This window comes from Psychromarinibacter sediminicola, assembly GCF_029168335.1.
In the GTDB taxonomy this organism is placed as follows: Bacteria; Pseudomonadota; Alphaproteobacteria; order Rhodobacterales; family Rhodobacteraceae; genus Psychromarinibacter; species Psychromarinibacter sediminicola.
The window spans coordinates 64,969-88,968 of sequence record NZ_JARGYC010000005.1 but is presented as its reverse complement, the minus strand read 5'-3'; the positions used below and the strand labels follow the sequence as shown (position 1 = coordinate 88,968).

General features: G+C 69.4%; 21 protein-coding genes. All 21 read right to left on the bottom strand.

Annotated features, from left to right (window positions below):
- Positions 1-120: 120 nt before the first annotated feature.
- The 21 genes from P1J78_RS03315 to P1J78_RS03215 all read right to left on the bottom strand — a co-directional run bounded on the left by P1J78_RS03315 (position 121) and on the right by P1J78_RS03215 (position 23,878).
- Positions 121-957 (bottom strand): outer membrane protein assembly factor BamD, encoded by an 837-nt coding sequence (locus P1J78_RS03315; protein WP_275565902.1) that lies wholly within the window; start codon positions 955-957, stop codon positions 121-123.
- A gap of 381 nt (positions 958-1,338) precedes the next feature.
- Positions 1,339-2,271, bottom strand: coding sequence for a UDP-3-O-acyl-N-acetylglucosamine deacetylase (gene lpxC, locus P1J78_RS03310; RefSeq protein ID WP_275565901.1), 933 nt, complete (start codon positions 2,269-2,271; stop codon positions 1,339-1,341).
- Between the two features lie 223 nt (positions 2,272-2,494).
- On the bottom strand, positions 2,495-4,150 hold the full coding sequence (ftsZ, locus tag P1J78_RS03305) for a cell division protein FtsZ (RefSeq protein WP_275565900.1): 1,656 nt from the start codon (positions 4,148-4,150) through the stop codon (positions 2,495-2,497).
- 170 nt (positions 4,151-4,320) lie between these two features.
- The gene (ftsA, locus tag P1J78_RS03300; protein ID WP_275565899.1) at positions 4,321-5,655 is read right to left on the bottom strand and encodes a cell division protein FtsA; all 1,335 of its coding nucleotides are present in this window, start codon (positions 5,653-5,655) and stop codon (positions 4,321-4,323) included.
- Positions 5,652-6,542, bottom strand: a complete 891-nt coding sequence (locus tag P1J78_RS03295; RefSeq protein ID WP_275565898.1) for a cell division protein FtsQ/DivIB — start codon at positions 6,540-6,542, stop codon at positions 5,652-5,654. The genes ftsA and P1J78_RS03295 overlap by 4 nt, the downstream gene beginning before the upstream one ends.
- On the bottom strand, positions 6,530-7,408 hold the full coding sequence (locus P1J78_RS03290) for a D-alanine--D-alanine ligase (RefSeq protein ID WP_374213148.1): 879 nt from the start codon (positions 7,406-7,408) through the stop codon (positions 6,530-6,532). Before P1J78_RS03290 ends, P1J78_RS03295 begins: the two co-directional genes overlap by 13 nt.
- Positions 7,409-7,499: 91 nt before the next feature.
- On the bottom strand, positions 7,500-8,429 hold the full coding sequence (gene murB / locus P1J78_RS03285) for a UDP-N-acetylmuramate dehydrogenase (RefSeq protein ID WP_275565896.1): 930 nt from the start codon (positions 8,427-8,429) through the stop codon (positions 7,500-7,502).
- 96 nt (positions 8,430-8,525) lie between these two features.
- Positions 8,526-8,780, bottom strand: a complete 255-nt coding sequence (locus P1J78_RS03280; RefSeq protein ID WP_275565895.1) for a DUF2484 family protein — start codon at positions 8,778-8,780, stop codon at positions 8,526-8,528.
- Positions 8,777-9,028, bottom strand: coding sequence for a DUF2484 family protein (locus tag P1J78_RS03275; RefSeq protein ID WP_275565894.1), 252 nt, complete (start codon positions 9,026-9,028; stop codon positions 8,777-8,779). The genes P1J78_RS03280 and P1J78_RS03275 overlap by 4 nt, the downstream gene beginning before the upstream one ends.
- Before the next feature lie 10 nt (positions 9,029-9,038).
- Complete coding sequence (murC, locus tag P1J78_RS03270) at positions 9,039-10,436, bottom strand: UDP-N-acetylmuramate--L-alanine ligase (RefSeq protein ID WP_275565893.1); 1,398 nt, start codon at positions 10,434-10,436, stop codon at positions 9,039-9,041.
- A 28-nt stretch (positions 10,437-10,464) separates the two neighbouring features.
- Complete coding sequence (locus P1J78_RS03265; protein WP_275565935.1) at positions 10,465-11,553, bottom strand: UDP-N-acetylglucosamine--N-acetylmuramyl-(pentapeptide) pyrophosphoryl-undecaprenol N-acetylglucosamine transferase; 1,089 nt, start codon at positions 11,551-11,553, stop codon at positions 10,465-10,467.
- Positions 11,554-11,669: 116 nt separating this feature from the next.
- A complete protein-coding gene (locus P1J78_RS03260) occupies positions 11,670-12,836 on the bottom strand; it encodes a peptidoglycan glycosyltransferase FtsW (protein ID WP_275565892.1) in 1,167 nt (388 codons plus the stop codon).
- A gap of 80 nt (positions 12,837-12,916) precedes the next feature.
- On the bottom strand, positions 12,917-14,335 hold the full coding sequence (gene murD / locus P1J78_RS03255) for a UDP-N-acetylmuramoyl-L-alanine--D-glutamate ligase (protein ID WP_275565891.1): 1,419 nt from the start codon (positions 14,333-14,335) through the stop codon (positions 12,917-12,919).
- 61 nt (positions 14,336-14,396) lie between these two features.
- Entirely contained in the window at positions 14,397-15,482 is a 1,086-nt protein-coding gene (gene mraY, locus P1J78_RS03250) for a phospho-N-acetylmuramoyl-pentapeptide-transferase (protein ID WP_275565890.1), read from the bottom strand.
- Positions 15,482-16,927, bottom strand: a complete 1,446-nt coding sequence (locus P1J78_RS03245) for a UDP-N-acetylmuramoyl-tripeptide--D-alanyl-D-alanine ligase (RefSeq protein WP_275565889.1) — start codon at positions 16,925-16,927, stop codon at positions 15,482-15,484. Before P1J78_RS03245 ends, mraY begins: the two co-directional genes overlap by 1 nt.
- Positions 16,924-18,408, bottom strand: a complete 1,485-nt coding sequence (locus P1J78_RS03240; protein ID WP_275565888.1) for a UDP-N-acetylmuramoyl-L-alanyl-D-glutamate--2,6-diaminopimelate ligase — start codon at positions 18,406-18,408, stop codon at positions 16,924-16,926. Before P1J78_RS03240 ends, P1J78_RS03245 begins: the two co-directional genes overlap by 4 nt.
- A gap of 26 nt (positions 18,409-18,434) precedes the next feature.
- Positions 18,435-20,216 (bottom strand): peptidoglycan D,D-transpeptidase FtsI family protein, encoded by a 1,782-nt coding sequence (locus P1J78_RS03235; protein WP_275565887.1) that lies wholly within the window; start codon positions 20,214-20,216, stop codon positions 18,435-18,437.
- Positions 20,213-20,584, bottom strand: coding sequence for a cell division protein FtsL (gene ftsL, locus P1J78_RS03230; protein WP_275565886.1), 372 nt, complete (start codon positions 20,582-20,584; stop codon positions 20,213-20,215). Before ftsL ends, P1J78_RS03235 begins: the two co-directional genes overlap by 4 nt.
- On the bottom strand, positions 20,581-21,579 hold the full coding sequence (rsmH, locus tag P1J78_RS03225) for a 16S rRNA (cytosine(1402)-N(4))-methyltransferase RsmH (protein WP_275565885.1): 999 nt from the start codon (positions 21,577-21,579) through the stop codon (positions 20,581-20,583). The genes ftsL and rsmH overlap by 4 nt, the downstream gene beginning before the upstream one ends.
- A gap of 3 nt (positions 21,580-21,582) precedes the next feature.
- Complete coding sequence (gene mraZ, locus P1J78_RS03220) at positions 21,583-22,086, bottom strand: division/cell wall cluster transcriptional repressor MraZ (RefSeq protein WP_275565884.1); 504 nt, start codon at positions 22,084-22,086, stop codon at positions 21,583-21,585.
- A gap of 703 nt (positions 22,087-22,789) precedes the next feature.
- Positions 22,790-23,878 carry an Mrp/NBP35 family ATP-binding protein gene (locus P1J78_RS03215; protein ID WP_275565883.1) on the bottom strand — a complete coding sequence of 363 codons (1,089 nt, stop codon included), beginning with the start codon at positions 23,876-23,878 and terminating at the stop codon, positions 22,790-22,792.
- Between the last annotated feature and the right edge of the window lie 122 nt (positions 23,879-24,000).

Genomic DNA, 24,000 nt, shown 5'->3' with positions numbered 1-24,000 from the left:
CACGACCCGGCGCAGGCCGGTCGGGGGTGGCGGAGTGCGGCGCGGGCCCTGCGGAGCGCCGGGGCGGGGCGGAGCTTTGCGACGTCGTGCGGCGGGCACCGGGGCCGGTCGCCGGCGCCGTCACAACCATTCGCCGCGCACCATCTGCCGGTAGATCTGGCTGAGCCAGTTGTTGCCGGCCGTCTCCAGCCGCAGCCCCTTGCCGGTCAGCAGCGTATAGGCGTCGTCGTACCATTCGGTCGACTGGTAGTTGTAGCCCAGGATCGCGCCGGCGGTCTGCGCCTCCTGCACCAGCCCCAGCGCCAGGTACGCCTCGACCAGACGGTACAGCGCCTCGGGCGTGTGGGTCGTGGTCTGGAACTGCTCGACCACCACGCGGAACCGGTTGATGCCGGCGGTCCAATGCTTGCGGCGGTGATAGTAGCGGCCGATCTCCATCTCTTTCGCGGCGAGATGGTTGAAGGCCAGGTCGAATTTCAGCACCGCGGAGCGGGCGTATTCGCTGTCGGGGTAGTTCTCGATGACCCGGCGCAGCGCCTGCAGCGCCTGGTAGGTCAGGCCCTGGTCGCGGCCGACCTCGTCGATCTGGTCGTAATAGGACAGCGCCAGCAGGTACTGGGCATAGGCGGCGTCCTCGTCGGCGGGGTAGAAGTCGATATAGCGCTGGGCGGAGGCACGGGCCTCCTCGTACTTCTTGTCCTGGTGGTAGGCGTAGGCCTGCATGATCAGCGCCCGCTTGGCGAGCTCGGAATAGGGGTAGAGCCGCTCGACCTCGCCGAAGAGCTCGGCCGCGTCGTCGGCGCGGTTCACTTCGAGCTGGTACTCGGCGCGCTGGAAGATCTGCTCGGCCGACTGGTCCTCCAGCGGCACGTCGGGGCCGTCGAAGGACCCGCAGGATGCCACGAGGGCCAGCGCCGCAGCTGCCGGGAGCGCGGCTATTCGAGACTTTGCCCGCATCGTCAATGGCCTACCCTATCCGCTCTTTATCGGAGCGCCCGGCCGGGCACCCCCGTTGCCCGCGTTCCTAGCACAGATGCGACGGGGGCCAAAAGCCCTTTCGGCGGGTGGGCGGCGTGTGGCCCTTGTATGATAATCGCTCTGAACGGTGCCCGGCGCGGAACAAGGCGAAGCCGCCGCGCAAGCGCCGACGCGCCCCAGAGCGGCGGCGCTGTAGTGGACGTTATCGCAGAGTTCCGAGGTCGTCCGGATTTGGCTGCCATAAAGTGCGAAGCTCGACAGTCGGTGCGCCGCCGCTCTGGGGCGCGTCGGCCCTTGCGCGGCTTCTCACACTGCTCGGAAATGCTCAGGGACGTCCCGCATCCCCAGCGCCCCCGCCCCTCAAGCCGCCCGCGGCAGCCCGACGAGGTCGGCCTGGCCCAGTCCGGCGCCGGGCAGGCGCGCGGCGGTTTCGGCGTCGCATTTCACCACGCGATACGCCTGCGGCTGCGCGAACAGGGCGCGCAGGAGCTGGTTGGTGACGGCATGGCCGGCGCGGAAGCCAGTATAGCGGCCGAGGATCGGGCAGCTTGCCAGCGCCAGATCGCCCAGCGCGTCCAGCATCTTGTGCCGCACCGGCTCGTCGGCGTGGCGCAGACCGCCCGGGCACAGCACGTCGGCCCCGTCGAACACCACCGCGTTCTCCCCCGGCTTGCCGCCCAGCGCGAGGCCGTTGGCCTGCATCAGCTCCACGTCGGCGCGGCGGCAGAAGGTACGGCTGTCGCACAGCTCGTGCACGAAGGCGCCGTTGGCCATGTTCAGGCGGCGCTGCTGGCGGCCGATGGCGGAGTCCTCGAACTCGATCTCGAACTCCAGCTCCAGCCCGTCCGCCGGCTCCAGCCGCGCCATCGCGGCGCCGGCGCGTACCTCGACCGGCGCCAGCACACGGATGGCGCGCAGCGGCGCGCGCAGGCGGCGCAGGCCGCGATCCACGATGCCGGCCACGAAGGGCGCCGAAGAGCCGTCGAGGATCGGAACCTCGGGGCCGTCGATCTCGACCTGAGCGTTATGCACGCCGCAGCCGGCGAGCGCGGCCATCAGGTGTTCCACCGTGGCGACGGACACGCCGGCATGGTTGACCAGCCGGGTGCAGAGCGGCGCGGCCTCGACCGCGTCCCAGCGCGCCGGGATCAGCGCGTCGCGGTCGGTCACGTCGCTGCGGTGAAACCAGATGCCGGTCTCCGCCGAGGCCGGATGCAGCGTCACCTGCGTCGGACGGCCGCTATGAAGGCCGACGCCGGCAAAGGTGACGGTGTTCTTGAGTGTTGTCTGCAACTGCTTGCCTCGTCCCCGTTTCGGACGGAGTCCGCCCGTTAAGTGTGCGTTAATGGGTCGGGCGCTTCAGCTCAATTCACTCTTTGCAACGCTCTGAAACATGCGATTCGCGGCTGCGCGGGATCTTGCCACATGCGTGAGTTGAGTGATCCAACTGCTTGATTGGAAAGCAAAAGACCGGCCGGAGCCGGTCTTTCACACTGTGGTCTCGTGACCACGTTTCTCAGTTCGCCTGGCGCCGCAGGAAGGCGGGAATCTCGATCCGCTCCTGTTCGGGGTCGAGCTCCATCTCCTCCTCGGGGGCCGAGACCGGCGGCTGCCGGCGGACGGCGGGCTGCGGCTTGGCCTGGGGCTGCGCGGCGGCCTCGCCGTGATGGCCGGTCATCCGGCCGATCAGCGAGTTGATCCCGAAGCGCGGCTTGTCCTGGTGACGCTCGCCGGCCGGGGCGGCGGGCGCCTCGGTCGGGACCGCGGTCGGGCGCGGGCGCGGGCTGCGCTGCACGGCCTGCTCCAGCCGGGCGACCGCCTCGGGCGAGGCGCTGCCGGCCTTGGGCGCGACGAATTCCTCGGCCTGCGGCTCGGCGAAGGCCTGCGCGGGCTCCGGCTGCGGCTCGGCCCGCGGCGCGGGCTGGTAGGCCGGCGGCGGCAGGTCGTCGCTGTCGTCGTCCTCGAAGAGGTTCTCGGCCTGCTCCTGCGCCGCCGCGGTCTGCGCGTCGAGCGCGGCGAAGAGCGGTTGCTGCTGCTCCTCGGCGGCGGGGGCCTGGGCCGGGGTGTCGGCGGCGGGGACGTGCTGATCCTCGGCGGCTACCTGCGCGGCCGCCGGAAAGCCGGCCTCGATCTTCTCCTCGACCTCCTCGGGCTTGTGCAGCGGCTCGGCCATGCGGCGGCGCGGCACCGGGATCTCGGCGTTCTCGGTGGCGTCGATGCCGGTGGCGACGACCGACACGCGCATCGCGCCTTCCATGCCGTCATCCAGCGTCGAGCCGACGATGATGTTGGCCTCGGCATCCACTTCCTCGCGGATGCGGTTGGCAGCTTCGTCCAGCTCGAACAGGGTCAGGTCGTGACCGCCGGTGATGTTGATGAGAACGCCCTTGGCCCCGCGCAAGGAGATCTCGTCCAGCAGCGGGTTCGCTATGGCCTTCTCGGCCGCCTGGATCGCGCGGTCCTCGCCGGTGCTCTCGCCGGTGCCCATCATCGCCTTGCCCATCTCGTCCATCACGGCGCGGACGTCGGCGAAGTCGAGGTTGATGAGACCCGGGCGGACCATCAGGTCGGTGACGCCCTTGACGCCCTGGTAGAGCACATCGTCGGCCATCGAGAACGCCTCGGTAAAGGTCGTCTTCTCGTTGGCCAGCCGGAACAGGTTCTGGTTGGGAATGATGATCAGAGTGTCGACCATCTTCTGCAGGGTGTCCACGCCCTCTTCCGCCTGGCGCATGCGCTTGGCGCCTTCGAACTGGAAGGGCTTGGTCACCACGCCGACGGTCAGCACGCCGAGCTCGCGCGCGGCCTGGGCGATGATCGGGGCGGCGCCGGTGCCGGTGCCGCCGCCCATGCCGGCGGTGATGAAGCACATATGCGCGCCGGCCAACTGGTCGACGATCTCCTCGATCGTCTCCTCGGCCGCGGCGGCGCCGACGGAGGGCCGGGCGCCGGCGCCGAGACCCTCGGTCACCTTCACGCCGATCTGGATGCGCTGGGGTGCGTGGCTTTGCGAGAGCGCCTGGGCGTCGGTGTTCGCGACGACGAAGTCGACACCTTCAAGCTGCTTCTCGATCATGTTGTTGACGGCGTTGCCACCGGCGCCACCGACACCGAAGACGGTGATCCGGGGCTTGAGGTCATCTCTCTCGGGCATCTGCAAATTCAATGTCATCCTCGTTCCGCCTGTCCTTTAGCCCGGGTGGAACCCAGGTCTGCCTCATTGCCCGTAACCTTACCGACTCACCGAGACAAGGTCACGAAAAAAACTCTGATTCGCCGCAAAATGTCGAGCAAATTAAGCATTCTTAAGCGTGATTTCGCGCAGTTCCCAAGATGTGGTGGTTACCAGTTATCCTTGAACCATTTTACGGCGCGCCTCAGCGACCGGGCGGGGTAACGTTCAATGGGCATCTCGAAGTCCCACCACTCGTCCTGCGGGTGGGCCGCGAACAGGGACAGGCCCACACACGAGGCGAACGCTGCACCGGTTGCCGCCTGAGGTAAACCCTGAACCCGCAACGGCCGCCCGATGCGCACCTGATTGCCGAGGATCTTCGGCGCCAGGCCGTCGAGCCCCGGAATCTGGCTCGCCCCGCCAGTTAGGACAATCTGCTGGCTGGGCAAATGCTCGAATCCTGCGGCATCCAGCCGCTCCCGCACCTCTTCGAGGATCTCCTCGACCCGCGGGCGCATGATCCCGATGAGTTCGGCACGCGACACGGTGCGCCGGTCGTGTTCCCAGTCGCCGGTGTCGCCGCCGATCTCGATGCGCTCGCGGTCGTCCATGCCGGTGGCCACGACGCCGCCATGCACCGTCTTGATCCGCTCGGCCGTGGCCAGCGAGACCTGCAGGCCCTTGGAGATGTCCGAGGTGACATGCTCGCCGCCCAGCCGCACGCTGTCGGCGTAGATCATGTGTTTCTTCATGAAGATCGACAAGCCGGTCGAGCCGCCGCCCATGTCGACGCAGGCCGCACCGAGCTCCTGCTCGTCCTCCACGAGGCTGGAAATGCCCGAGGCATAGGCCGAGGACGCGATGCCGGCCAGTTCCATGTCGCAGCGCTTGATGCAGTAGAGCAGGTTCTGCACCGCGTCGCCGTCGATGGTCATCAGGTGCATGTCGCAGGCCAGCCGGTTGCCGATCTGCCCGCGCGGGTCGTTGAGGCCCGAGCGGTGGTCCAGCGCGAAGTTCACCGGCTGGGCGTGCAGGACGTGGCGCGTCTCGCCCAGATCCGGCACCTCGCAGGAGGCCAGCACGCGGGCCACGTCCTGTTCGGTGACGGTCGCGTCGTGCAGGTCGATGGAGCCGGCCAGCCCGTAGCTGCGCGGCATCGCGCCGGACAGGCAGGCGATGACGTGGTCGACGCGCACATTGGCCATCTTCTGCGCGGCCTGCACCGCGGTGCGCACCGCGCGCTCGGTCTCGTTCATCGCGCTGATCTCGCCGAAGCGGACCCCGCGCGAGCGGGTGGTCGCCGCGCCGATCACGCGGAACGCACTCTGCCCCGCGAGACTGCCGACGCCGTCGTTCTCGCGATACTGCTCGGGCCCGTCGAACCGCAGAACCAGGCAGGCGATCTTGGACGTGCCCACGTCCAGGATCGCGATCACGCCCCGCTGGAGCGCCGCCTTGCGCATCGCCCGCATGGCGCGCTGCGATTCGTAGAGATCCGTCATTGCAGTATATCTCCCAACTCTATCCCCTTGATGCGGTGCAGTTCCTCGACCGCGTGCGGCCGCATCCGCAGCGTCGGCCGGGCGGGGTTGCGCATGTCGACGGCGGCGAGGTCGCGCGCCAGAAGCTCCTGGGCCTGATGCAGCGCGATCACCTGTTCCAGCGCGTCCACCGGGCGCGTCTCGGGCAGCATGATGCGCTGGTCGCGGTCCAGCACCACGTCCCAGCGGCGTTCGCCCACCCGCAGGACGCCGCGCATCCGGTCGGCGATGGGCCCGGCGGCCGCGATCAGCTCCAGCGCCTCGGGCACCTCGCGGTCGGCGCCGAGCCCGGCGATCAGCGGCAGGTCGGCGCGGTCGGTGCGGGCATACAGCGCCGCCACCCGGCGCCCGGCCTCGTCCAGCAGTTCCAGCATCCCCTGCACCCGCCAGACCACGGCGGGGATGCGTTCGGTCACGTCGATCTGCAGCAGGCCGCCGGGGCGGATGCGCAGGTCGACCCGCGCCACGGCGTCGAGCTGTTCGACCACCTCCTGCATCGCTTCGAGGTCGAGATCGAAGGACGAGATCGGGAAGTCCACGGGCAGGATCTCGCGGATGTCGGCCGAGAGTTCCTCGGAGGCGCCGTCGATGGCCATGACCTGGACCATGAATTCCGGCCGCTCGGCGATGGAGCGGCGGATGTCGGAATACATCTCGGTGAAGGCGCTGCGGTTCTGCGGCTGCGCGAAGACCCATGTCAGCGCCAGGCCGGAGACGGCCAGCGGCAGGCCCAGCCGCAGGAATTTCCGCACCGCAGGCGTCAGCCACAGCCGGTGCAGCCGGTAGGCCCAGCGCGACGGCGCCGGGTCGCGGCGGGCGGGGGCGCTGTCGGTGTCTACCTGTCGCATGAGGCGTCCTCGACGATCCAGCGGCAGAGCGCCCCGAAGGAGAGGCCGCGATGCTCCGCCTGTTCGGGTGTGAGCGAGGTGGGGGTCATGCCGGGCTGGGTGTTGGTCTCCAACAGGATCAGCCCGTCGAGGCCCCTGCCCTCGTCCCAGCGGAAGTCGGTGCGGCTGACGCCCCGGCAGCCCAGCGCGGCGTGGGCGCGCAGGGCATAGTCCTCGCAGGCCGCGGCGATCCCGGCGGGGATGTCGGCGGGGATTTCGTGGCGCGAGCCGCCGGCGGCGTATTTCGCATGATAGTCGTACCAGCCGTCGGTGATGATGTCGGTCACGCCGAGCGCGGTGTCGCCCATGACGGTGGTGGTCAGCTCGCGGCCCGGGGCGTACGCCTCGACCATCACCGTATCCGGCATGTCCTCGGCCAGTTGCGGCGGGCCGTTGGCGGCCGCGTGGACGAGGTAGACGCCGACGCTGGAGCCTTCGTTATAGGGTTTCACGACATAGGGCGGGTCCATCACGTGGCGCTGTTTCACCTCCGCGGCGGCGGCGAGGCAGCTGTCGACCACCGGCAGGCCGGCGGCGCGGTAGGCGGCCTTGGTGCGTTCCTTGTCCATCGCCAGCGCCGAGGCGAGCACCCCGGAATGGGTGTAGGGGATCCGCAGCCATTCGAGCATCCCCTGCACGCAGCCATCCTCGCCCCAGCGGCCGTGCAGGGCGTTGAAGACCACGTCGGGCCGTTCGTCTTGCAGGCGCGCGGCAAGGTCGCGGCCGGCGTCCAGCCGCACGACCTCGAATCCTTCGCCCGTCAGCGCGGCGGCGCATTCGCGCCCGGTGGACAGCGACACCTCGCGCTCGGCCGAGGGTCCGCCCATCACTACCACGACTTTCGGGGATGCCCTGCCCGACATTCCCACCGCTTCTGCCTCTCGTCCCCGGGCCTTGTTGGCGGCCCTTCGGGTTAGGTCATTCTTCGGAAACGGGTTCTCCGACCCGTATGACTTCCCATTGTAGACGAATTCCGCTGGTTTGGAAGACCCTTTCTCGGACGTACTCGCCCAGGGATTCGAGGTCGGCGGCGGTGGCGTCGCCGGTGTTCGTCAGGAAATTCGGGTGCTTTTGCGACATCTGCGCCCCGCCCAGGCGGTGGCCGCGGAGGCCCGCGTCGTCGATCAGCTTCCAGGACTTCAGCTCGTGGGTGTCGTCCGGTTCGCCGGTGGAGCTGTGGCCCGCCGGGTTGCGGAAGGTGGAGCCGGCGGTGCGGTCCTTCGAGGGCTGGGTGGCGTCGCGTTTGGCCAGCTGCTCGGCCATGGTGGCGTCGAGCGTGTCAGGGTCGGCGCGCGGGGCGCGGAAGGTGGCCGAGGTGATGACGGTATCGGGGGCGAGGTCGGTCTCGCGGTAGCGGAAGTTCAGATCGTCTGCGGTGAGGGTGATCTGCGCGCCCTGGCGGGTGATGGCGGTGGCGCGGAGGAAGCGGTCGGCGGTGTAGGTGCCATAGCAGCCGGCGTTCATCCGCACGGCGCCGCCGATGGCGCCGGGGATGGTTCTGAGGAACGTCAGGTCGAGGCCCTGCGCGGCGGCCTTGCGCGCGACATGCGCGTCGAGCGCGGCGGCGCCGGCGGTGACGGTGTCGTCTTCGATCTCGATGGCGTTGAAGCCGCGGCCGAGGCGGATGACCACGGCCCGCACGCCCCCGTCCCGGACGATCAGGTTGGAGCCGACGCCGATGGGGAAGACGGGGATGGTCGGGTCCAGGTCCTTGAGGAACTGGGCGAGGTCATCTTGGTCGGCGGGCTGGAACAGCCAGTCGGCCGGGCCGCCGACGCGCAGCCAGGTGAGGCCGGAGAGCGGCCGGTTCGGGGTGAGCGTGCCGCGAGGGGTGGGGAGCGTGGTCATGTGGGTCGGATAGGGCGGTCATCGGCGGAGGGCAAGGGAACGCGCCTGCGGCGCGTGCCTCCGGCGGGGATATTTTTGGTCAGAAGAAGCTGGGGGTTATTCCTTCGTGCCCAATGTGCGGTTCAGCCAGCGAAACAGGAAGCGGACGGGCCAGCGCAGGATCGACATTCCGGCGATGAGGAAGACGAGGGCGAACCAGGGGCCGTCCTCGAGGTAGAGCCAGGCGAGGATCGGCAGGCCGAGGGCGATGAGGGTGTAGGCGGCGGGCCAGTGGCTGCGGCGCGAGGGGAGCATGCCGGCGAAGTTGGCGGCGATGCACCAGAGGCAGGCGAGGATGAACGGCAGGCTCATGCCGTGCCCCCCGAGCCCCCCGTGGCCTTGCGCCAGAAGTGGACCAGCGGGCGGCGGAACATCGACAGGACGGCGAAGAGGCCGATCAGCGTGAGCACGGTGCCGTTGGTGCGGGCGATCCAGACCAGCAGGACCGGCGCGGAGATCAGGAGCGCGAGCCCCGGCGCGATCTGCCAGCGCATCGGCAGCGTCGCCGTCAGCGCGGCGGCGACCACCCAGAGGCATCCCAGGAGAAGCGGCAGGCCCATGCCGCCGCCCCTACCCTGCGAGCCGCGCCGGCAGGCCGTTGGCCCAGGCGGAGATCGTGCCGGCGCCGAGGCAGACGACCATGTCGCCGGGGTTCGCGTGTTCGCGCACCAGCGCCTCCAGGTCGTCCTCGGTGCCGATGGCATAGGCGCTGCGGTGGCCGGCGCGGGTCAGCCCGGCGACGAGATCCTCGCGCGTGGCGCCGGGGATCGGGTCTTCTCCGGCGGCGTAGACCTCGGCGATGCCCACCACGTCGGCGTCGTTGAAGCAGCCGCAGAAGTCGTCGAAGAGGCTCGACAGGCGGGTATAGCGGTGCGGCTGGTGGACGGCGATCACCTTGCCCTCGGTCGCCTGGCGCGCGGCCTTCAGCACCGCCGCGATCTCGGTCGGGTGGTGGCCGTAGTCGTCGATGACGGTCACGCCGCCGACCTCGCCGACGCGGGTGAAGCGGCGATTCACGCCCTTGAAAGTCGCCAGCGCCTCGCGGATGCGGTCGCGGTCCATCCCGAGATGCCGGGCCACGGCGACCGCGCCCAGCGCGTTCGAGACGTTGTGGTTGCCGGGCATCGGCAGGGTGCAGCCCTCGATCCCCTTGTCCTCGGCCTGCAGCCGGATGTCGAAATGCGCCACCCCGCCCTCGTAGCGCAGGTTGTCGGCGCGGACGTCCGCCTGGGCGTTGAAGCCGAAGGTGACGACGCGGCGGTCGGTGACCTTGGCCACCAGGGTCTGCACGTCGGGGTCGTCGGTGCAACAGACGGCGAGGCCGTAGAACGGGATGTTCTCGACGAAATCGAGAAAGCCCTTGTGCAGGTTCTCCTCTGTCCCCCAGTGCTCCATGTGCTCGGGGTCGATGTTGGTGACGATGGCGATGGTCGCCGGCAGGCGGTTGAAGGTGCCGTCGCTCTCGTCGGCCTCCACCACCATCCAGTCGGAGGTGCCGACGCGGGCGTTGGAGCCGTAGGCGTGGATGATGCCGCCGTTGATCACGGTGGGGTCGATGCCGCCCGCGTCCAGCAGCGTGGCCACGAGCGTGGTGGTCGTGGTCTTGCCGTGGGTGCCGGCGACGGCGACGTTGGATTTCAGCCGCATCAGCTCGGCCAGCATCTCGGCGCGGCGGACGACGGGCATGCCGCGGGCGCGGGCGGCGTCGAGTTCCGGGTTGCCCGGCTTGATCGCCGAGGAGATCACCACGACCTCGGCCTCGGCGAGGTTCGCCGCCTCCTGGCCGATGAAGATCTTCGCCCCCATCGCCTCCAGCCGCTCGGTGATCTTCGACGCCTTCAGGTCGGAGCCCTGCACCGTGTAGCCGTGGTTCAAGAGCACCTCGGCGATGCCGGACATGCCGATCCCGCCGATGCCCACGAAGTGGATCGGCCCCATTTCCAACGGAAGCTTGGTTGCCGCGTTCACGCCTGCGCCCCGAAACCGTTCCCAGCGCTCATGTCTCATGCCCGACCGATTGTCCCTCTGCCAGTGCCACCACCATGGCCGCCAGACGGTCTGTCGCGTCCGGTCGGCCCGTCGTTCTTGCCGCCTCCGCCATCTTGGTGGCGTGCTGCGGATCGTTCAGGATCCCATGGATATGCTGCGAAAGCGCCTGCGGGTCCAGATCGCGTTCCTGAATCACGATCGCGGCGCCGGCCTGTGACAATCCTGTCGCATTCGCCGTCTGCTCGTCGCGGACCGCTGCGGCGTAGGGGATCAGGATCGACGGGCGGCCGATGACCGAGACATCCGCCACGGTGGAGGCGCCGGCGCGGCCGATCATCAGCTGCGCCTCGGACAGCCGCTCGGGGACGTCGGTGAAGAAGGGCTGCACGTCGGCGCGAAGGCCGTGTTCGGCGTAGAAGGCGGTGACGCGGTCGCGGTCCTCCTCGCGCGCCTGGTGCGAGACGCGGATGTGCCGGCGGAGCGGCTCGGGCAGCGCGGCGATGGCCGGGGGGACGGTGTCGGAGAGGATGCGGGCGCCCTGGCTGCCGCCGATCACCAGGATCTGCATCGGGTGGTCGCCGGGGGCGATGTAGGGGGAACCGGCCTTCTCGGCCACGGCGGCGCGGACGGGGTTGCCGGTGTGCTCGGCGGTGACGCCGGGGGGGAGTTCCGTGGGCCAGGTGCCGCAGGCGACGGCGTTCACCCGCTTCGCGAAGAGCTGGTTGACCCGGCCCAGCACTCCGTTCTGCTCGTGCAGCATCCGCGGCAGCTTCATCAGCGTGGCGGCGCCGAGCGCCGGGATCGAGGGGTAGCCGCCGAAGCCCACCACCACGGCGGGGCGGTCGCGGCGGAAGCGGGCGCGCGCCTCCAGCACGCCGGCGGCGACGCGGAAGGGCACGGCGAGTTTCGCCAGCGCGCCGCCGCGGGCGAAGGTGGCGGAGGCGACCTGTTCGATCCGCACCGCGTCGGGGAAGCCGCCGGTGTAGCGGGCGCCGCGCGCGTCGGTAGAGAGATGGACGCGCCAGCCCTGCGCCAGCATGTGCTCGGCCAGCGCCTGGGCCGGGAACATGTGGCCGCCGGTGCCGCCCGCGGCCATGACGAGGAGCGGCGCGTCCGTCACGGGAGCGCCTTGCCCTGCTCTGACACAGTTGCAATATTCGACACCGGATTTTGCGGCTCTAACGCCGCATTCTCATACTTTTCGAACATTCGTCAGCGCCTCCGCTTCAGGAGGATGTCACCGATCTCGCCCTGCGGCCGGGTCCGGGAGAAGGCCAGCAGCATGCCCAGCGTGATGCCGCCCGCGATCAGCGACGAGCCGCCATAGGACACGAAGGGCAGCGTCATGCCCTTGGCCGGCAGGAGGCGCACGGCCACGCCCATGTTGATGATCGCCTGCACCCCGAAGGAGCATGCGAGACCCGTTCCCGCCAGGCGGATGAACGGGTCCCGCTCGCGTATGAGCCGCATGAGCGACCGGACAGTAATCGTCATGTAGAGCAGGATGATGAACAGCACGAGGATCAGCCCGTATTCCTCGGCCGCGACCGCGATGATGAAGTCGGTATGGGCGTCGGGCAGCGACCATTTCACGTGGCCCTCGCCGACGCCGACGCCGAAGAAGCCGCCCTCGCGGATGGCGTCGGTGGCATAGCCGAGCTGGGTGCGCGGGTCGATTTCGGGCGAGAGAAAGCCGTCGATGCGGCGGGCGAAATGCTCGGACGTCTTGTAGGCCATGGTGCCGCCCACCACGACCATCGCCGCCATGCCGATCAGCAGGGTGAAGGGGGCGCCGGCCACGAAATACATCACGCCCCAGCCGAACAGCACCAGGCACGCCTGCCCGAAATCCGGCTGGATCGCCAGGAGCCCGACGACCACCAGCACCAGCCCCAGCGACAGGCTCTTGCCCGGCGGGCCGTTGATCTCCTGGCTGGCGGCCATCAGCCAGCCGGAGACGACGATCAGCCCGGGCTTGAGAAATTCCGACGGCTGGACCGACGCGAAGCCCAGAGAGAACCAGCGCACCGCGCCCTTGCCGAAATCGGTCCCGAAGAACGGCAACAGCGCCAAGGCCGCCAGCGCGCCGACGCAGCCCAGCACGCCCAGCCGGCGCACGACCTGCGGCGACATCATCGACACCAGCAGCATCGTGGTCAGCGCCAGCCCGCCGAAGAAGGCCTGCCGCTGCACGTAGTAGAACGGGTTCAGCTCGTTGCGCGCGGCCAGCGGCGGCGAGGCGGCGAGGCCCAGAAGCATCCCGACGCCGAAAAGAAGGAAGACGCAGGCCAGCGACCAGCGGTCGATCGTCCGCCACCACCGGGGGAGAATCGGCTCGCCATCCCGGACCGGAGCCGCGCCGAACACCATTTCCGTCATTGGAAACCGCCTGCCAAGATCTACTGCCCGCCCGGTTTTCCGGGTCTGTGGAAAACTCTACCGCGAAACAGGCCCTGACGCTAGGCCGAATTCGGCCGATCGGACAGTCGCGCCCGCACTTCGGCCATGAAATCCTCGCCCCGTTTCTCGAAATCGGGGTACTGGTCGAAGCTCGCCGCCGCCGGAGCCAGCAGGACCGTGTCGCCCGGCTCGGCCTCGGCCAGGGCGCGGGCGACGGCCTGCGCCATGGTCTCGCTGATCTCGTGCGGCACGCCGCCGAGATGCAGCGCGAAGTCGCGGGCGGAATGGCCGATCAGGTAGGCTTTCACCACCCCGCCGAGATCGTCCTTCAGGCTCTCGATCCCGCCGTCCTTGCCCAGCCCCCCGGCGATCCAGCGGATGCGCTTGAAGGCGCGCAGCGCCTGCGCGGCGCTGTCGGCGTTGGTGGCCTTGGAGTCGTTGACCACGGTCACGCCGTTCGCCTCGGCCACGATCTGGCTGCGATGCGGCAGGCCGTCGAAGGTCCGGAACGCCGCCTCGACCGTCTTCGGCGACAGGCCCAGCGTGCGGGTGGCGGCATAGGCGGCGCAGGCGTTCTGGTGGTTATGCGCGCCGGGCAGCCCGCGGATGTCGCGCAGGTCGATGGCGCCGACCTGCTTGGCCTTGCGAAATTCCGACAGAAACCCCTTGCGCGCGAAGACGTGCCAGCCCGGGCCTTGCAGTTTTCCGGCAGAGGACACGCGGATCACCCGGTTGTCGCCGGGCCCCTGCCCCATCTGGTTGGCCAGGAACCGGCCCTCCGGCTCGTCCACGCCGATCACCATGCGGTCCGGCGCGCCCTCGGCGAAGAGCCGGCGCTTGGCCGCAAAATAGCCGCCCAGCCCGGCGTGACGGTCCAGGTGGTCGGGAGTGAGGTTGGTGAAGACCGCGATGTCGGGGGTCAGCGCGCGGGCCAGCTCGGTCTGGTAGCTCGACAGCTCCAGTACCACGATCTCGCCGTCGCGCGGCGGGTCGATGTCCAGCACGCCGCGGCCGATATTCCCGGCCAGCTGCGAAGGCCGGCCGTCATGTTCCAGGATGTGGTGGATCAGCGCGGCCGTCGTGGACTTGCCGTTCGAGCCGGTCACGGCGATCACCCGCGGCGGCTGTTCGAACTTGTCCCAGGTGCGGCTGCCGAAGCTGGCGAAGAACAGGCCGATGTCGTTGTCGACGGGGATGCCGGCCTCCCACGCGGCGGCGATGGCCCTGTTGGGCGCGGGGTAGAGATGCGGGATGCCCGGGGAGACGACGAGGCAGGCGATGCCCTCGAAGGCCTCGGGCCGCGACAGCTCGCGCAGGGCGAAGCCCTCGGCCTCCGCCCGCGCCCGGCCCTCGGCGCCGTCGTCCCAGCAGACGGGCGTGGCGCCGCCCGCCTGCAGCGCGCGGGCGGTGGCCAGGCCGGAGCGGCCCAGACCCAGCACCGCGACCTGCGCGCCTGCGTATCCCGTGACGGGGATCATGCCTGCCCTTTCCTTTCCCCTGCGCGGGCTTGCGAGGAGGGCCGCCCGGCCCGCCGAGCGGTCACCGGAGCTTCAGCGTGGCCAGCCCGATCAGCGCCAGGATCAGCGAGATGATCCAGAAGCGGATGACGATCTGCGGCTCGGCCCAGCCGCGTTTCTCGAAATGGTGGTGGATCGGCGCCATCAGGAAGACGCGCTTGCCGGTGCGCTTGAAATAGGCGACCTGCACGATCACCGACAGCGCCTCGACCACGAACAGGCCGCCGACGATGGCCAGCACGATCTCGTGCTTGATCGCCACCGCGATGGCCCCCAGCGCGCCGCCCAGCGCGAGGCTGCCGGTGTCGCCCATGAACACCGCCGCCGGCGGCGCGTTGTACCACAGAAAGCCCAGCCCGCCGCCGATCAGCGCGGCGGCGAAGACCAGGATCTCGCCGGTGCCGGGCACGTAATGGACGTCGAGATACTCGGTGAAGTCGACGCGCCCCACGGCATAGGCGATGACGCCCAGCGTGCCGGCGGCGATCATCACCGGCATGATCGCCAGCCCGTCCAGCCCGTCGGTCAGGTTTACGGCGTTCGCGGCGCCGACGATGACGATCATCGCGAAGGGCAGGAAGAACCAGGACAGGTTCAGAAGCACGTCCTTGAACACCGGGAAGGCCAGTTGAAAGGCCAGTTCATCGGGATGCCAGAGCGACGCCCAGTAGGACGCGAATGCGGCAATCGTGAAACCGATGAGCAGGCGGACCTTGCCCGAGACGCCCTTGGCGTTCGATTTGGACACTTTCGAGTAATCGTCGGCAAAGCCCACCAGGCCGAAGCCGACGGTCACGAACAGGATCATCCAGATATACGGGTTGTCCAGCCGCGCCCAGAGCAGGCTCGACACCAGCAGCCCGCCCAGGATCAGCACGCCGCCCATCGTGGGCGTGCCCTGCTTGGTCTCCAGGTGGCTTTCCGGCCCGTCGTCGCGGATCGGCTGGCCGTTGCCCTGCCGCCGCCGCAACAGGTCGATCAGCGGGCGGCCAAACAGGAACCCGAAGATCAGCGCGGTGAAGAACGCGCCGCCGGACCGGAAGGTGATGTAGCGGAACAGGTTGAAGATGTCGCCGCCATCCGAAAGCGCGGTCAACCAGTACAGCATCAGGAGAGCCCTTCGAGTTCAGTCAAGAGCGGATGGCCCAATTTCCGGATCGCGTCAACAACGCGGCTGACCTTCGAGCCCTTGGAGCCCTTGACCAGCAGGACGTCGCCGGCGTCGAACAGCCCCCGCGCCTCGGTCGCCAGCGCATCGGCCGTCTCGACCCACTGGCCGCGCCGTTCCTCGGGCAGCGCCTCGTGCAGCGCCCGCATCCGGGGGCCGACGCAATGCACGACATCCACCGCGCCCATCGAGGGCAGCTCGGCGATGGCGCTGTGCAGCGCCGTCTCGCCCGCGCCCAGTTCCAGCATGTCGCCCAGCACCGCGATGCGCCGGCCGCGGCTGATCCGGCCGACGCCGTGGCGCGGCTCGGTCGCGGCGAGGATCTCCAGCGCGGCGGCCATCGAGGCGGGGTTGGCGTTGAAGGCGTCGTCGATCAGTTCGACCGACATCGACGGCTCCACCGCGTCCATCGACAGCATCTCGATCTTGCCGCGGCCTTCCGCCGGCTCCCACCGGCCCAGCGCGCCGATCGCCAGCGCCACGTCGCCCTTCAGCGCCTTGACCACGCCGAGGACGGCCAGCGCGTTGACCGCGAAATGCCGCCCCGGGGTGCGCACCTTGTAGGTCACCTTCTGCCGCCAGAGCCGGCCCTGCGCGACGGTCGTCTCGCGCGACAGGCGGACCTCCATCACCCGGTGGAAGTTGCGCCGCGCCTCGCCGAAGGTGCGTACGGCCGCCCGCTTCGCGCGCGCCGCGTCGACCAGGATCGGGGCGGTCGGGATGTCGCCGTTGACGACGGCCACGCCGCCCGGTTCCAGCCCGTCGAAGATCGCCGCCTTCTCGCGCGCGATGGCCGCGACGCTGTCGAACGCCTCCAGATGCGCCGGCGCGACGGTGGTGATCAGCGCCACATGCGGCCGCGCCAGGCGCGACAGCGGCGCGATCTCGCCGGGGTGGTTCATGCCGATCTCGATCACGGCGAAATCCGCGTCGGCCGGCATCCGCGCCAGGGTCAGCGGCACGCCCCAGTGGTTGTTGAAACTCTTCTCGGCCGCGTGGACCGCGCCCAGCGCGCCCAGTGCGGCGCGCAGCATCTCCTTGGTCGAGGTCTTGCCGACCGAGCCGGTCACGCCCACGACCCGCGCCCGCGTCCGCGCGCGACCCGCCGCGCCCAGGCGTTCCAGCGCCGGCAGCACCTCGTCCACGATCAGAAGCGGCGCGTCGTCCGCCACGCCCTCGGGCACCCGCGAGACGAGCGCCGCCGCCGCGCCCTTTGCCAGCGCGTCCGCCACGAAGTCGTGGCCGTCGCGGGCATCGGTCAGGGCCACGAACAGGTCGCCCGGCTGCAGCGAGCGGGTGTCGATCGACACGCCCGAGGCCGCCCAATCCGACGTCGCCCGTCCGCCCGTGGCGCGGGCCGCGTCGGCGGCGGTCCAGAGCGTCATACCAGCCGCCCGTCCAGCGCCGCGACGGCCACGCTCGCCTGTTCGGCGTCGTCGAAGGGATAGACGTCCTCGCCGATGACCTGGCCGGTCTCGTGCCCCTTGCCCGCGATCAGGAGCGCGTCGCCCGGCTGCAGCGCGTCGACGCCGCGCAGGATCGCCTCGGCCCGGTCGCCGACCTCGGTCGCCTCGGGGGCGCCGGCCAACACCTCGGCGCGGATCGCGGCCGGTTCTTCGGTACGCGGGTTGTCGTCGGTGACGAAGGCGAGGTCGGCGTAGGTCGCCGCCGCCTGACCCATCAGCGGGCGTTTCGTGGTGTCGCGGTCGCCGCCGGCGCCGAACACCACGATCAGCCGGCCCAGCACGTGCGGGCGCAGCGCCTTCAGCGCCGTCTTCAGCGCGTCGGGCGTGTGGGCATAGTCGACGAAGACGGCCGCCCCGTTCTCGCGCGTCGCGGCCAGCTGCATCCGCCCGCGCACGCCGCGCAGGGCGCCCAGCATGTCGAAGGTCCGGACCGGGTCGCAGCCCGAGGCGATCACCAGGCCGGCAGCGGTGAGGACGTTTTCCGCCTGGAAGCCGCCGATCAGGTCGAGCCGCACCTGCCGCGGCCGGCCGTTCCAGTCGAACCGCAGATCCTGGCCGGTGGCGTCATAGCGCTGACCCCGGATGCGCAGGTTCGCCTCCTCGGCCCGGCCCACGGTCAGGACATCCTGGCCGCGCTCCATCGCGATCTCGACCAGCGCGGCGCCGCGCGGGTCGTCGAGGTTGATGACGGCCGCCGCGTCGTCGGGCAGGACCCGGTCGAACAGCCCGGCCTTGGCGGCGAAGTACTCCTCGAAGCTGGCGTGGTAGTCCAGGTGGTCCTGGGTGATGTTGGTAAAGGCCGCCGCCGACAGCGTCACGCCGTCCAGCCGCCGCTGGGCCAGCCCGTGGCTGGAGGCTTCCATCGCCACGTGGTCCACGCCGGCCGCGGCGATGTCGCGCAGCATCCGGTGCAGGGTGATCGGCTCGGGCGTGGTGTGCGCCAGCGGCGCGACATAGGCGCCCTCGACCCCGGTGGTGCCGAGATTCGCCGCCTTCAGCCCCAGCTCGGTCCAGATCTGCCGGGCGAAGGTCGCCACCGAGGTCTTGCCGTTGGTGCCGGTGACGGCCACCACCGTCTCGGGCTGCTGGCCGAACCACAGCGCGGCGCAGAAGGCCAGCGTCTGGCGCGGATCCTCGGTGACGACCAGCGCGGCGTCGCTGGCGGCCAGCTGGTCGGCCGCGATCCGCGCGCCCTGCCGGTCGGTCAGGATCGCCCCCGCCCCCATGCGCAGCGCGAACTGGATGAACTCGCCGCCATGCACGCGACTGCCGGGCAGCGCGGCGAAGAGATGGCCGTCCTGCACCTTGCGGCTGTCGACCGACAGGCCGGTGATCCGCGCCTCGCGCCCGCCCTGGGCCGTCAGCCCCAGATCCGCGAGTGTTTTCGCCCGATTCCCCATGCCGCCTGCCTTCTTGTCCGGGAGAGTCAGCCCTTTGTTACCCCATTGGCGCCCTCGGGTTCAATCTCGGGCCGGAGCCCGAGAAGCGGCGCGACGCGACGGATGATCTCGGCCGCCACCGGCACCGCCGTCCAGCCCGCGGTGCGGCGCGGGCGCTCACCCGAGGTCTCCACCGGCTCGTCCAGCGACACGATCAGCACATACTTGGGATCGTGCGCGGGGAACACGCTGGCGAAGGTGGCGATCACCTTGTCGTCATAATAGCCGCCCGTCGGCTTCGGCTTGTCGGCCGTGCCGGTCTTGCCGGCCACGGCATAGCCCTCGACCTCGCCGAAGCTCGCCGTGCCGCGGGTGACCACCGCGCGCAGCATGTGGCGGGCCGCGGCCGAGGTCTCGGCCGAGATCACCCGCTTGCCGGGGATGCGGTAGGGCTGTTTCACCAGCGTCGGCGTCACCTTGGTTCCGCCATTGGTGACGGTGGCGTAGGCGGCGGCCAGGTGCAGCGGGCTGGCCGACAGGCCGTGGCCGTAGGACACCGTGATGGTGTGGATTTCCGACCATTTCTCGGGCACCAGCGGCTTGGCGTAGGGCGCCTCGAACAGCTCGACCGGCGTAGGGTCGAACAGGCCGAGCGACTTCAGGAATTCCTGCTGCCGCGTCTTGCCGATCTGCAGCGCGATGCGCGCGGTGCCGACGTTGGAGGATTTCACGATCACGTCCGTCACCGACAGGAGCGGGCCGTAATTGTGGTTGCGGAACTCGCGGATGGTGAACTTGCCCCATTTCATCGGCGCGTCCGCGTCGACCAGCGTGTTGGCGTTCAGAAGCCCCAGCTCCATCGCCTGCGCCGCGGCGAAGATCTTGAAGGTCGAGCCCAGCTCGTAGAGCCCCTGCACCGCGCGGTTGAACAGCGGGCTGTCCGACGGGTCGCCCTTGGTCAGCGGAACGGGGCGGTCGTTGGGGTCGAAGTCCGGCAGGCTGGCCATGGCGACGATCTCGCCGGTCAGCGAATCCATCAGCACGCCGGTCGCGCCCTTGGCGTTCATCAGCTTCATGCCGCCGGCGAGGATTTCCTCCATCGCCGCCTGGATCGTGACATCGAGCGACAGCTCCAGCGGTTTGCCGTTGTTCGCCGGGTCGCGCAGGAAGTCGTCGAACTGCTTTTCGACCCCGGCGGTGCCGATCACCTCGGCCGCATAGACGCCCTCGCGCCCGAAGCCGTAGCCGCCCAGGATATGCGCGGCGAGCGGGCCGTTGGGGTAAAGCCGCATCTCGCGCGGGCCGAACAGCAGGCCGGGCTCGCCGATGTCGTGGACCATCTGCTGCTGCTCGGGGCTCAGCACCTTCTTGATCCAGATGAACTTGCGGTCTCCGGTGAACTGCTTTTCCAGCTTGTCCTTGTCGAGGTCGGGAAAGATCGCCGCCAGCGCGGCGGCGGCGCCCACCGGATCCACCATCTGCGGCGGCTGGGCATAAAGAGAGTGCGTCTGCAGGTTGGTGGCGAGGATCTTGCCGTTGCGGTCGACGATATCGGCGCGCAAGGCGGTGATCTCGCTGGTGGAGGCCGACGAGCGCGGCTCTTCGGGCACCGAGGCCGCCATCAGCCCCATCCGCGCGCCCACCACCGTGAAGGCGCAGAAGAAGAACAGCCCCAGCACCAGAAGCCGCCCCTCGGCGCGCTGACGGGCGCGGTCGCGCATCTCCTCGTGGCGCAGGCGGATGTTCTCGCGCTCGATCGCGTCGGGGTTCTCGCCCTTGCGGCGGGCTTCGAGGATGCGGGCGAGCGGCCGCAGCGGCACGCGGGTCATGGCAACAACTCCTCGTCGTCGGGCGTGTTGGCGGCGGTGTGAACCGGTTCCTCCAAGAGCGCGGTCAGCGGGTCGCGTTCGGGCTGCGGATAGGCGATCTGTTCCACCCGGCCGAACTGCGTCGGCGACAGCGGCACCAGCCGCAGGCTCTTGAAGTTCAGGCTGGCCAGGTCGCGCAGCCGGTCGGGCCGGTTCAGATAGGCCCATTCCGCCCGCAGGACCGAGCGCGTCTCGCGCAGGTGCCCGATGCGGCGCTGCAGCTTCTCCACCTCGTTCAGCGCGTGCTGGGTCTTGTAGTTCTCGCTGTAGGCCCAGAAGGCCAGCCCCATCACGCCAAGGATCGACAGTACGAACGCCAGGCTCTTCATGATCTCGTCCCCCTGTTCAGCATCGGCATGCCCAGCCTTGTGCGGTCCACCGCCCCGGCGGGCGCCTCGGTCCGCCGCGCCACCCGCAGCCGCGCCGAGCGGGCGCGGGGGTTGGCGGCGATCTCGTCCGCGTCCGGGCCGACCGCCTTTCGCGTGATCAGCTCGAAGCGCGGCGTCTCGGCCTCGGTCGGCGGGGCGTGGCGGCTGCCCTGCCCTTCGCGGCCCGCGCGGATCTGCAGGAATCGCTTGACCATCCGGTCCTCCAGCGAGTGGAAGGTCACGACCGCCAGCCGCCCGCCCGGCTTCAGCGCGCGCTCGGCGGCCTCCAGCCCGTCGGCCAGTTCCTCGAACTCGTCGTTCACCGCGATCCGGATCGCCTGGAACGTGCGGGTGGCGGGATGCACCTGCCCCGGCTTCTGGCGCGGCAGCTGGCTTTCGACGATCTTCGCCAGCTCCAGCGTCGTCTCGATCGGCTTCTCCGCCCGCGCCTTGACGATCGCCTTCGCGATCCGGCGCGAGGCGCGTTCCTCGCCGAAATTGTAAATGATATCCGCAAGCTCCGCCTCTGGCGCCTCGTTCACCAGGTCCGCCGCCGTCGGCCCGCTGTCGCCCATCCGCATGTCGAGCGGGCCGTCCTTCTGAAAGGAGAATCCCCGCTCCGCCCGGTCGATCTGCATCGAGGACACGCCGAGATCCAGCACCACCCCGTCGAGGGCGTCGTCATAGGCGTCGAGCCGCCCGAACGTCCCCTCGACCAGCGTCAGGCGGTCGCCGTAATCGGCGGCCCAGCCTTCGGCCATCTCGAACACCGCCGGGTCGCGGTCGACGCCGGTGACATGGTCGGCCCCCGCCTCCAGAAGCCCGCGCGCGTAGCCGCCCGCGCCGAAGGTGCCGTCGAGCCAGCGGCCCTCCACCGGCGCCACCGCCTCCAGGAGCGGGCGCAGCAGGACGGGGATGTGGGGGTCGGACGCGCTGGCAGGTGCGGCTCCGGCCATGGCCTATTCGCTCCGGTTCCGGCTGAGAAGGATGCGCGGGTCGAAATCCTCGGGCTGCTGTTCCAGCCAGGCCTCGGTCTTGGCCTTCTTGACCGCGTCGTAGGTCTCGGGCTTCCACACCTGGAAGGTGGTGCCCTTGGCGATGAAGAACGCCTCGTCCTCGATGCCCAGCTTGTCGCGCAGCTTCTTCGACAGGACGATGCGGCCGGTATCGTCCAGCGACATCTCCATCGAATGGCCGTGATAGATGGTCTCCAGCACGTCGCGCTCTTCCGAGCCGGCGGGCAGCGCGTCGATCTCGTCTTCCAGCGCCTCCATCGACTCGATGGTGTAGCATTCCAGGAATTTCCGGCGCTCGTCGCCGTAGACGATGATGAATTCGGGAGGCTTGCCGCCGGTGCAGTCGGGATCGCCCGCCTCGATCACGCGGCGATAGCGCGAGGGGATGGACACACGGCCCTTGCCGTCCACCTTCTGGGTGTATTCCCCTCTGAAGCGTCGCGCCACTGTCCCGCGGCTCCCTCGTCACCCCCCGTTTCGGTCCCTTGAACGGAAACGGCGGACCGAGCTGCTGCCACTGCTCGATCCGCCGCCCTCGTCCCGCTGTGCGGGTGGTCCAGCTGCGCGCGCCACCTGGGGGGATGTCTGCTCGCCCGCGCGCCGGATCTCTGTCGTTCGATGAAAGCGGGGTGCCTGTATGAAACCTGCTCTCGTTTGGGTTACCTGGGGTCTTTTCTGCGCCCCTTTGTTCCCGTCTTCATCGTGTAAAAAGGGATGCCATGGGAAATTATGGAAATCAACAGGAATTATTCCAAAGGGGCACTACATGCTGCGTTGACACTGGCAGAAAAACAACAGTTTGTGGGGTAGTCGCGAGTCTGAAACCGATATATAGATCAAATGTTTGATCAGGACACTACATATACGGGAAATTGGCCGCGAAAAAAGTGGGATGAAATCCCGGAAAACCGGCACCCGCGACGCCGCGACGCTCGGGACACGCCGCCCGACCCCGTGAAATCCGCTCGAATCCACCGGATTCCGCCGCGGATCGGGGTTGGGACCAGATGGTCCCACGCGAGTACCATGAATTCCCGGCAGTGCCACGCCCCCCTGAATCGCGATACCCCGCACCGGGCGGGGCATCGGGTTGTCCAGAGACTATAGCACGGAGCTGTGGATAAGGGAATCCCGCGCGCGGGATCCCCTGTCAGGCCATCCCGCCCTGCACCAGCCCGCGCGCGAGCGCGGCATAGGCGTCGGCCTCCGGGCCGTCGCCGGCGGCGATAGGCGTTCCGTCGTCCCCCGCCGTGCGCACGTCCAGCGCCAGCGGCAGCTCGCCCAGGAACGGCACGCCGATGCGCTCCGCCTCGGCCCGGACGCCGCCGTGGCCGAAGATATGCGCCTCGTGCCCGCAGTTCGGACAGATATAGGCCGACATGTTCTCGATCAGGCCCAGGACAGGCGCCTTGAGCTTGCCGAACATGTCAATCGCCTTGCGCGCGTCCAGCAGCGCCACGTCCTGCGGGGTCGAGACCACGAGCGCGCCGGTCAGCTGCGTGCGCTGGCACAATGTAAGCTGCACGTCGCCGGTGCCCGGCGGCAGGTCGACGATCAGGATGTCCAGCTCGCCCCATTGCACCTGGGTCAGAAGCTGCTGCAGCGCGCCCATCAGCATCGGGCCGCGCCAGACCACCGCCTGGTCCGGGTCCACCAGAAGACCGATGGACATGACCGTGACCCCGTGCGCTTCCAGCGGCACGATCATCTTGCCGTCCGGCGAGGCGGGGCGTTTCGACACGCCCATCATCCGCGGGATCGAGGGGCCGTACATGTCGGCGTCCAGCAGGCCGACGCGCCGGCCCTGCTTCGCCAGCGCCACAGCGAGGTTCGAGGCGACGGTCGACTTGCCCACGCCGCCCTTGCCCGAGGCAATGGCGACGATCCGGTCGACGCCGCTGACCTTCTGCGGCCCGCCCTCCTGCGGGCTCGGGTGGCGGCCGATCTTCAGATCCGGCGCCTCCTGGCGCGGCTTTTGCTGCGGTGCAGCGGGGACATGCGCGGTCAGGACAACCGAAGCGCTTTGGACCCCCGGCATCCCGGCGACGGCCTCCTCGCACTGGCGGCGCACGTCCTCCAGCTTCGACGCAGACTCGGCGGACTCGGCCTCCAGCACGAAGCGGACGGCCCCGCCGTCGACGCTGAGCGCCCGAACCATGTCTTTCGTGACGGGATCGCCACCATCGGGCAGCGCGATCCGGCTCAGGACTTGACGGATTTCCTTTGGATCTACGGTCATTGGGTGCTCTCCGGCCTGCGTTGCTCCTCTACCTGTCATCTTTTGCTGAAATCGCAAGGCATGTTTCCAGAGACTGCCGCAATCTTAGGCATTCGTCAGGGAATCTGACTTAGGGTCACGTA

Coding starts and splice junctions, on each gene's coding strand:
- P1J78_RS03315 (WP_275565902.1), bottom strand. CDS start 957: ATGCGGGCAAAGTCTCGAATAGCCGCGCTCCCGGCAGCTGCGGCGCTG.
- ftsZ (WP_275565900.1), bottom strand. CDS start 4,150: ATGACATTGAATTTGCAGATGCCCGAGAGAGATGACCTCAAGCCCCGG.
- ftsA (WP_275565899.1), bottom strand. CDS start 5,655: ATGACGGATCTCTACGAATCGCAGCGCGCCATGCGGGCGATGCGCAAG.
- P1J78_RS03295 (WP_275565898.1), bottom strand. CDS start 6,542: ATGCGACAGGTAGACACCGACAGCGCCCCCGCCCGCCGCGACCCGGCG.
- P1J78_RS03290 (WP_374213148.1), bottom strand. CDS start 7,408: ATGGGCGGACCCTCGGCCGAGCGCGAGGTGTCGCTGTCCACCGGGCGC.
- murB (WP_275565896.1), bottom strand. CDS start 8,429: ATGACCACGCTCCCCACCCCTCGCGGCACGCTCACCCCGAACCGGCCG.
- P1J78_RS03280 (WP_275565895.1), bottom strand. CDS start 8,780: ATGAGCCTGCCGTTCATCCTCGCCTGCCTCTGGTGCATCGCCGCCAAC.
- P1J78_RS03275 (WP_275565894.1), bottom strand. CDS start 9,028: ATGGGCCTGCCGCTTCTCCTGGGATGCCTCTGGGTGGTCGCCGCCGCG.
- P1J78_RS03265 (WP_275565935.1), bottom strand. CDS start 11,553: ATGGCCGCGGGCGGCACCGGCGGCCACATGTTCCCGGCCCAGGCGCTG.
- P1J78_RS03260 (WP_275565892.1), bottom strand. CDS start 12,836: ATGACGGAAATGGTGTTCGGCGCGGCTCCGGTCCGGGATGGCGAGCCG.
- murD (WP_275565891.1), bottom strand. CDS start 14,335: ATGATCCCCGTCACGGGATACGCAGGCGCGCAGGTCGCGGTGCTGGGT.
- mraY (WP_275565890.1), bottom strand. CDS start 15,482: ATGCTGTACTGGTTGACCGCGCTTTCGGATGGCGGCGACATCTTCAAC.
- P1J78_RS03245 (WP_275565889.1), bottom strand. CDS start 16,927: ATGACGCTCTGGACCGCCGCCGACGCGGCCCGCGCCACGGGCGGACGG.
- P1J78_RS03240 (WP_275565888.1), bottom strand. CDS start 18,408: ATGGGGAATCGGGCGAAAACACTCGCGGATCTGGGGCTGACGGCCCAG.
- P1J78_RS03235 (WP_275565887.1), bottom strand. CDS start 20,216: ATGACCCGCGTGCCGCTGCGGCCGCTCGCCCGCATCCTCGAAGCCCGC.
- ftsL (WP_275565886.1), bottom strand. CDS start 20,584: ATGAAGAGCCTGGCGTTCGTACTGTCGATCCTTGGCGTGATGGGGCTG.
- rsmH (WP_275565885.1), bottom strand. CDS start 21,579: ATGGCCGGAGCCGCACCTGCCAGCGCGTCCGACCCCCACATCCCCGTC.
- P1J78_RS03215 (WP_275565883.1), bottom strand. CDS start 23,878: ATGACCGTAGATCCAAAGGAAATCCGTCAAGTCCTGAGCCGGATCGCG.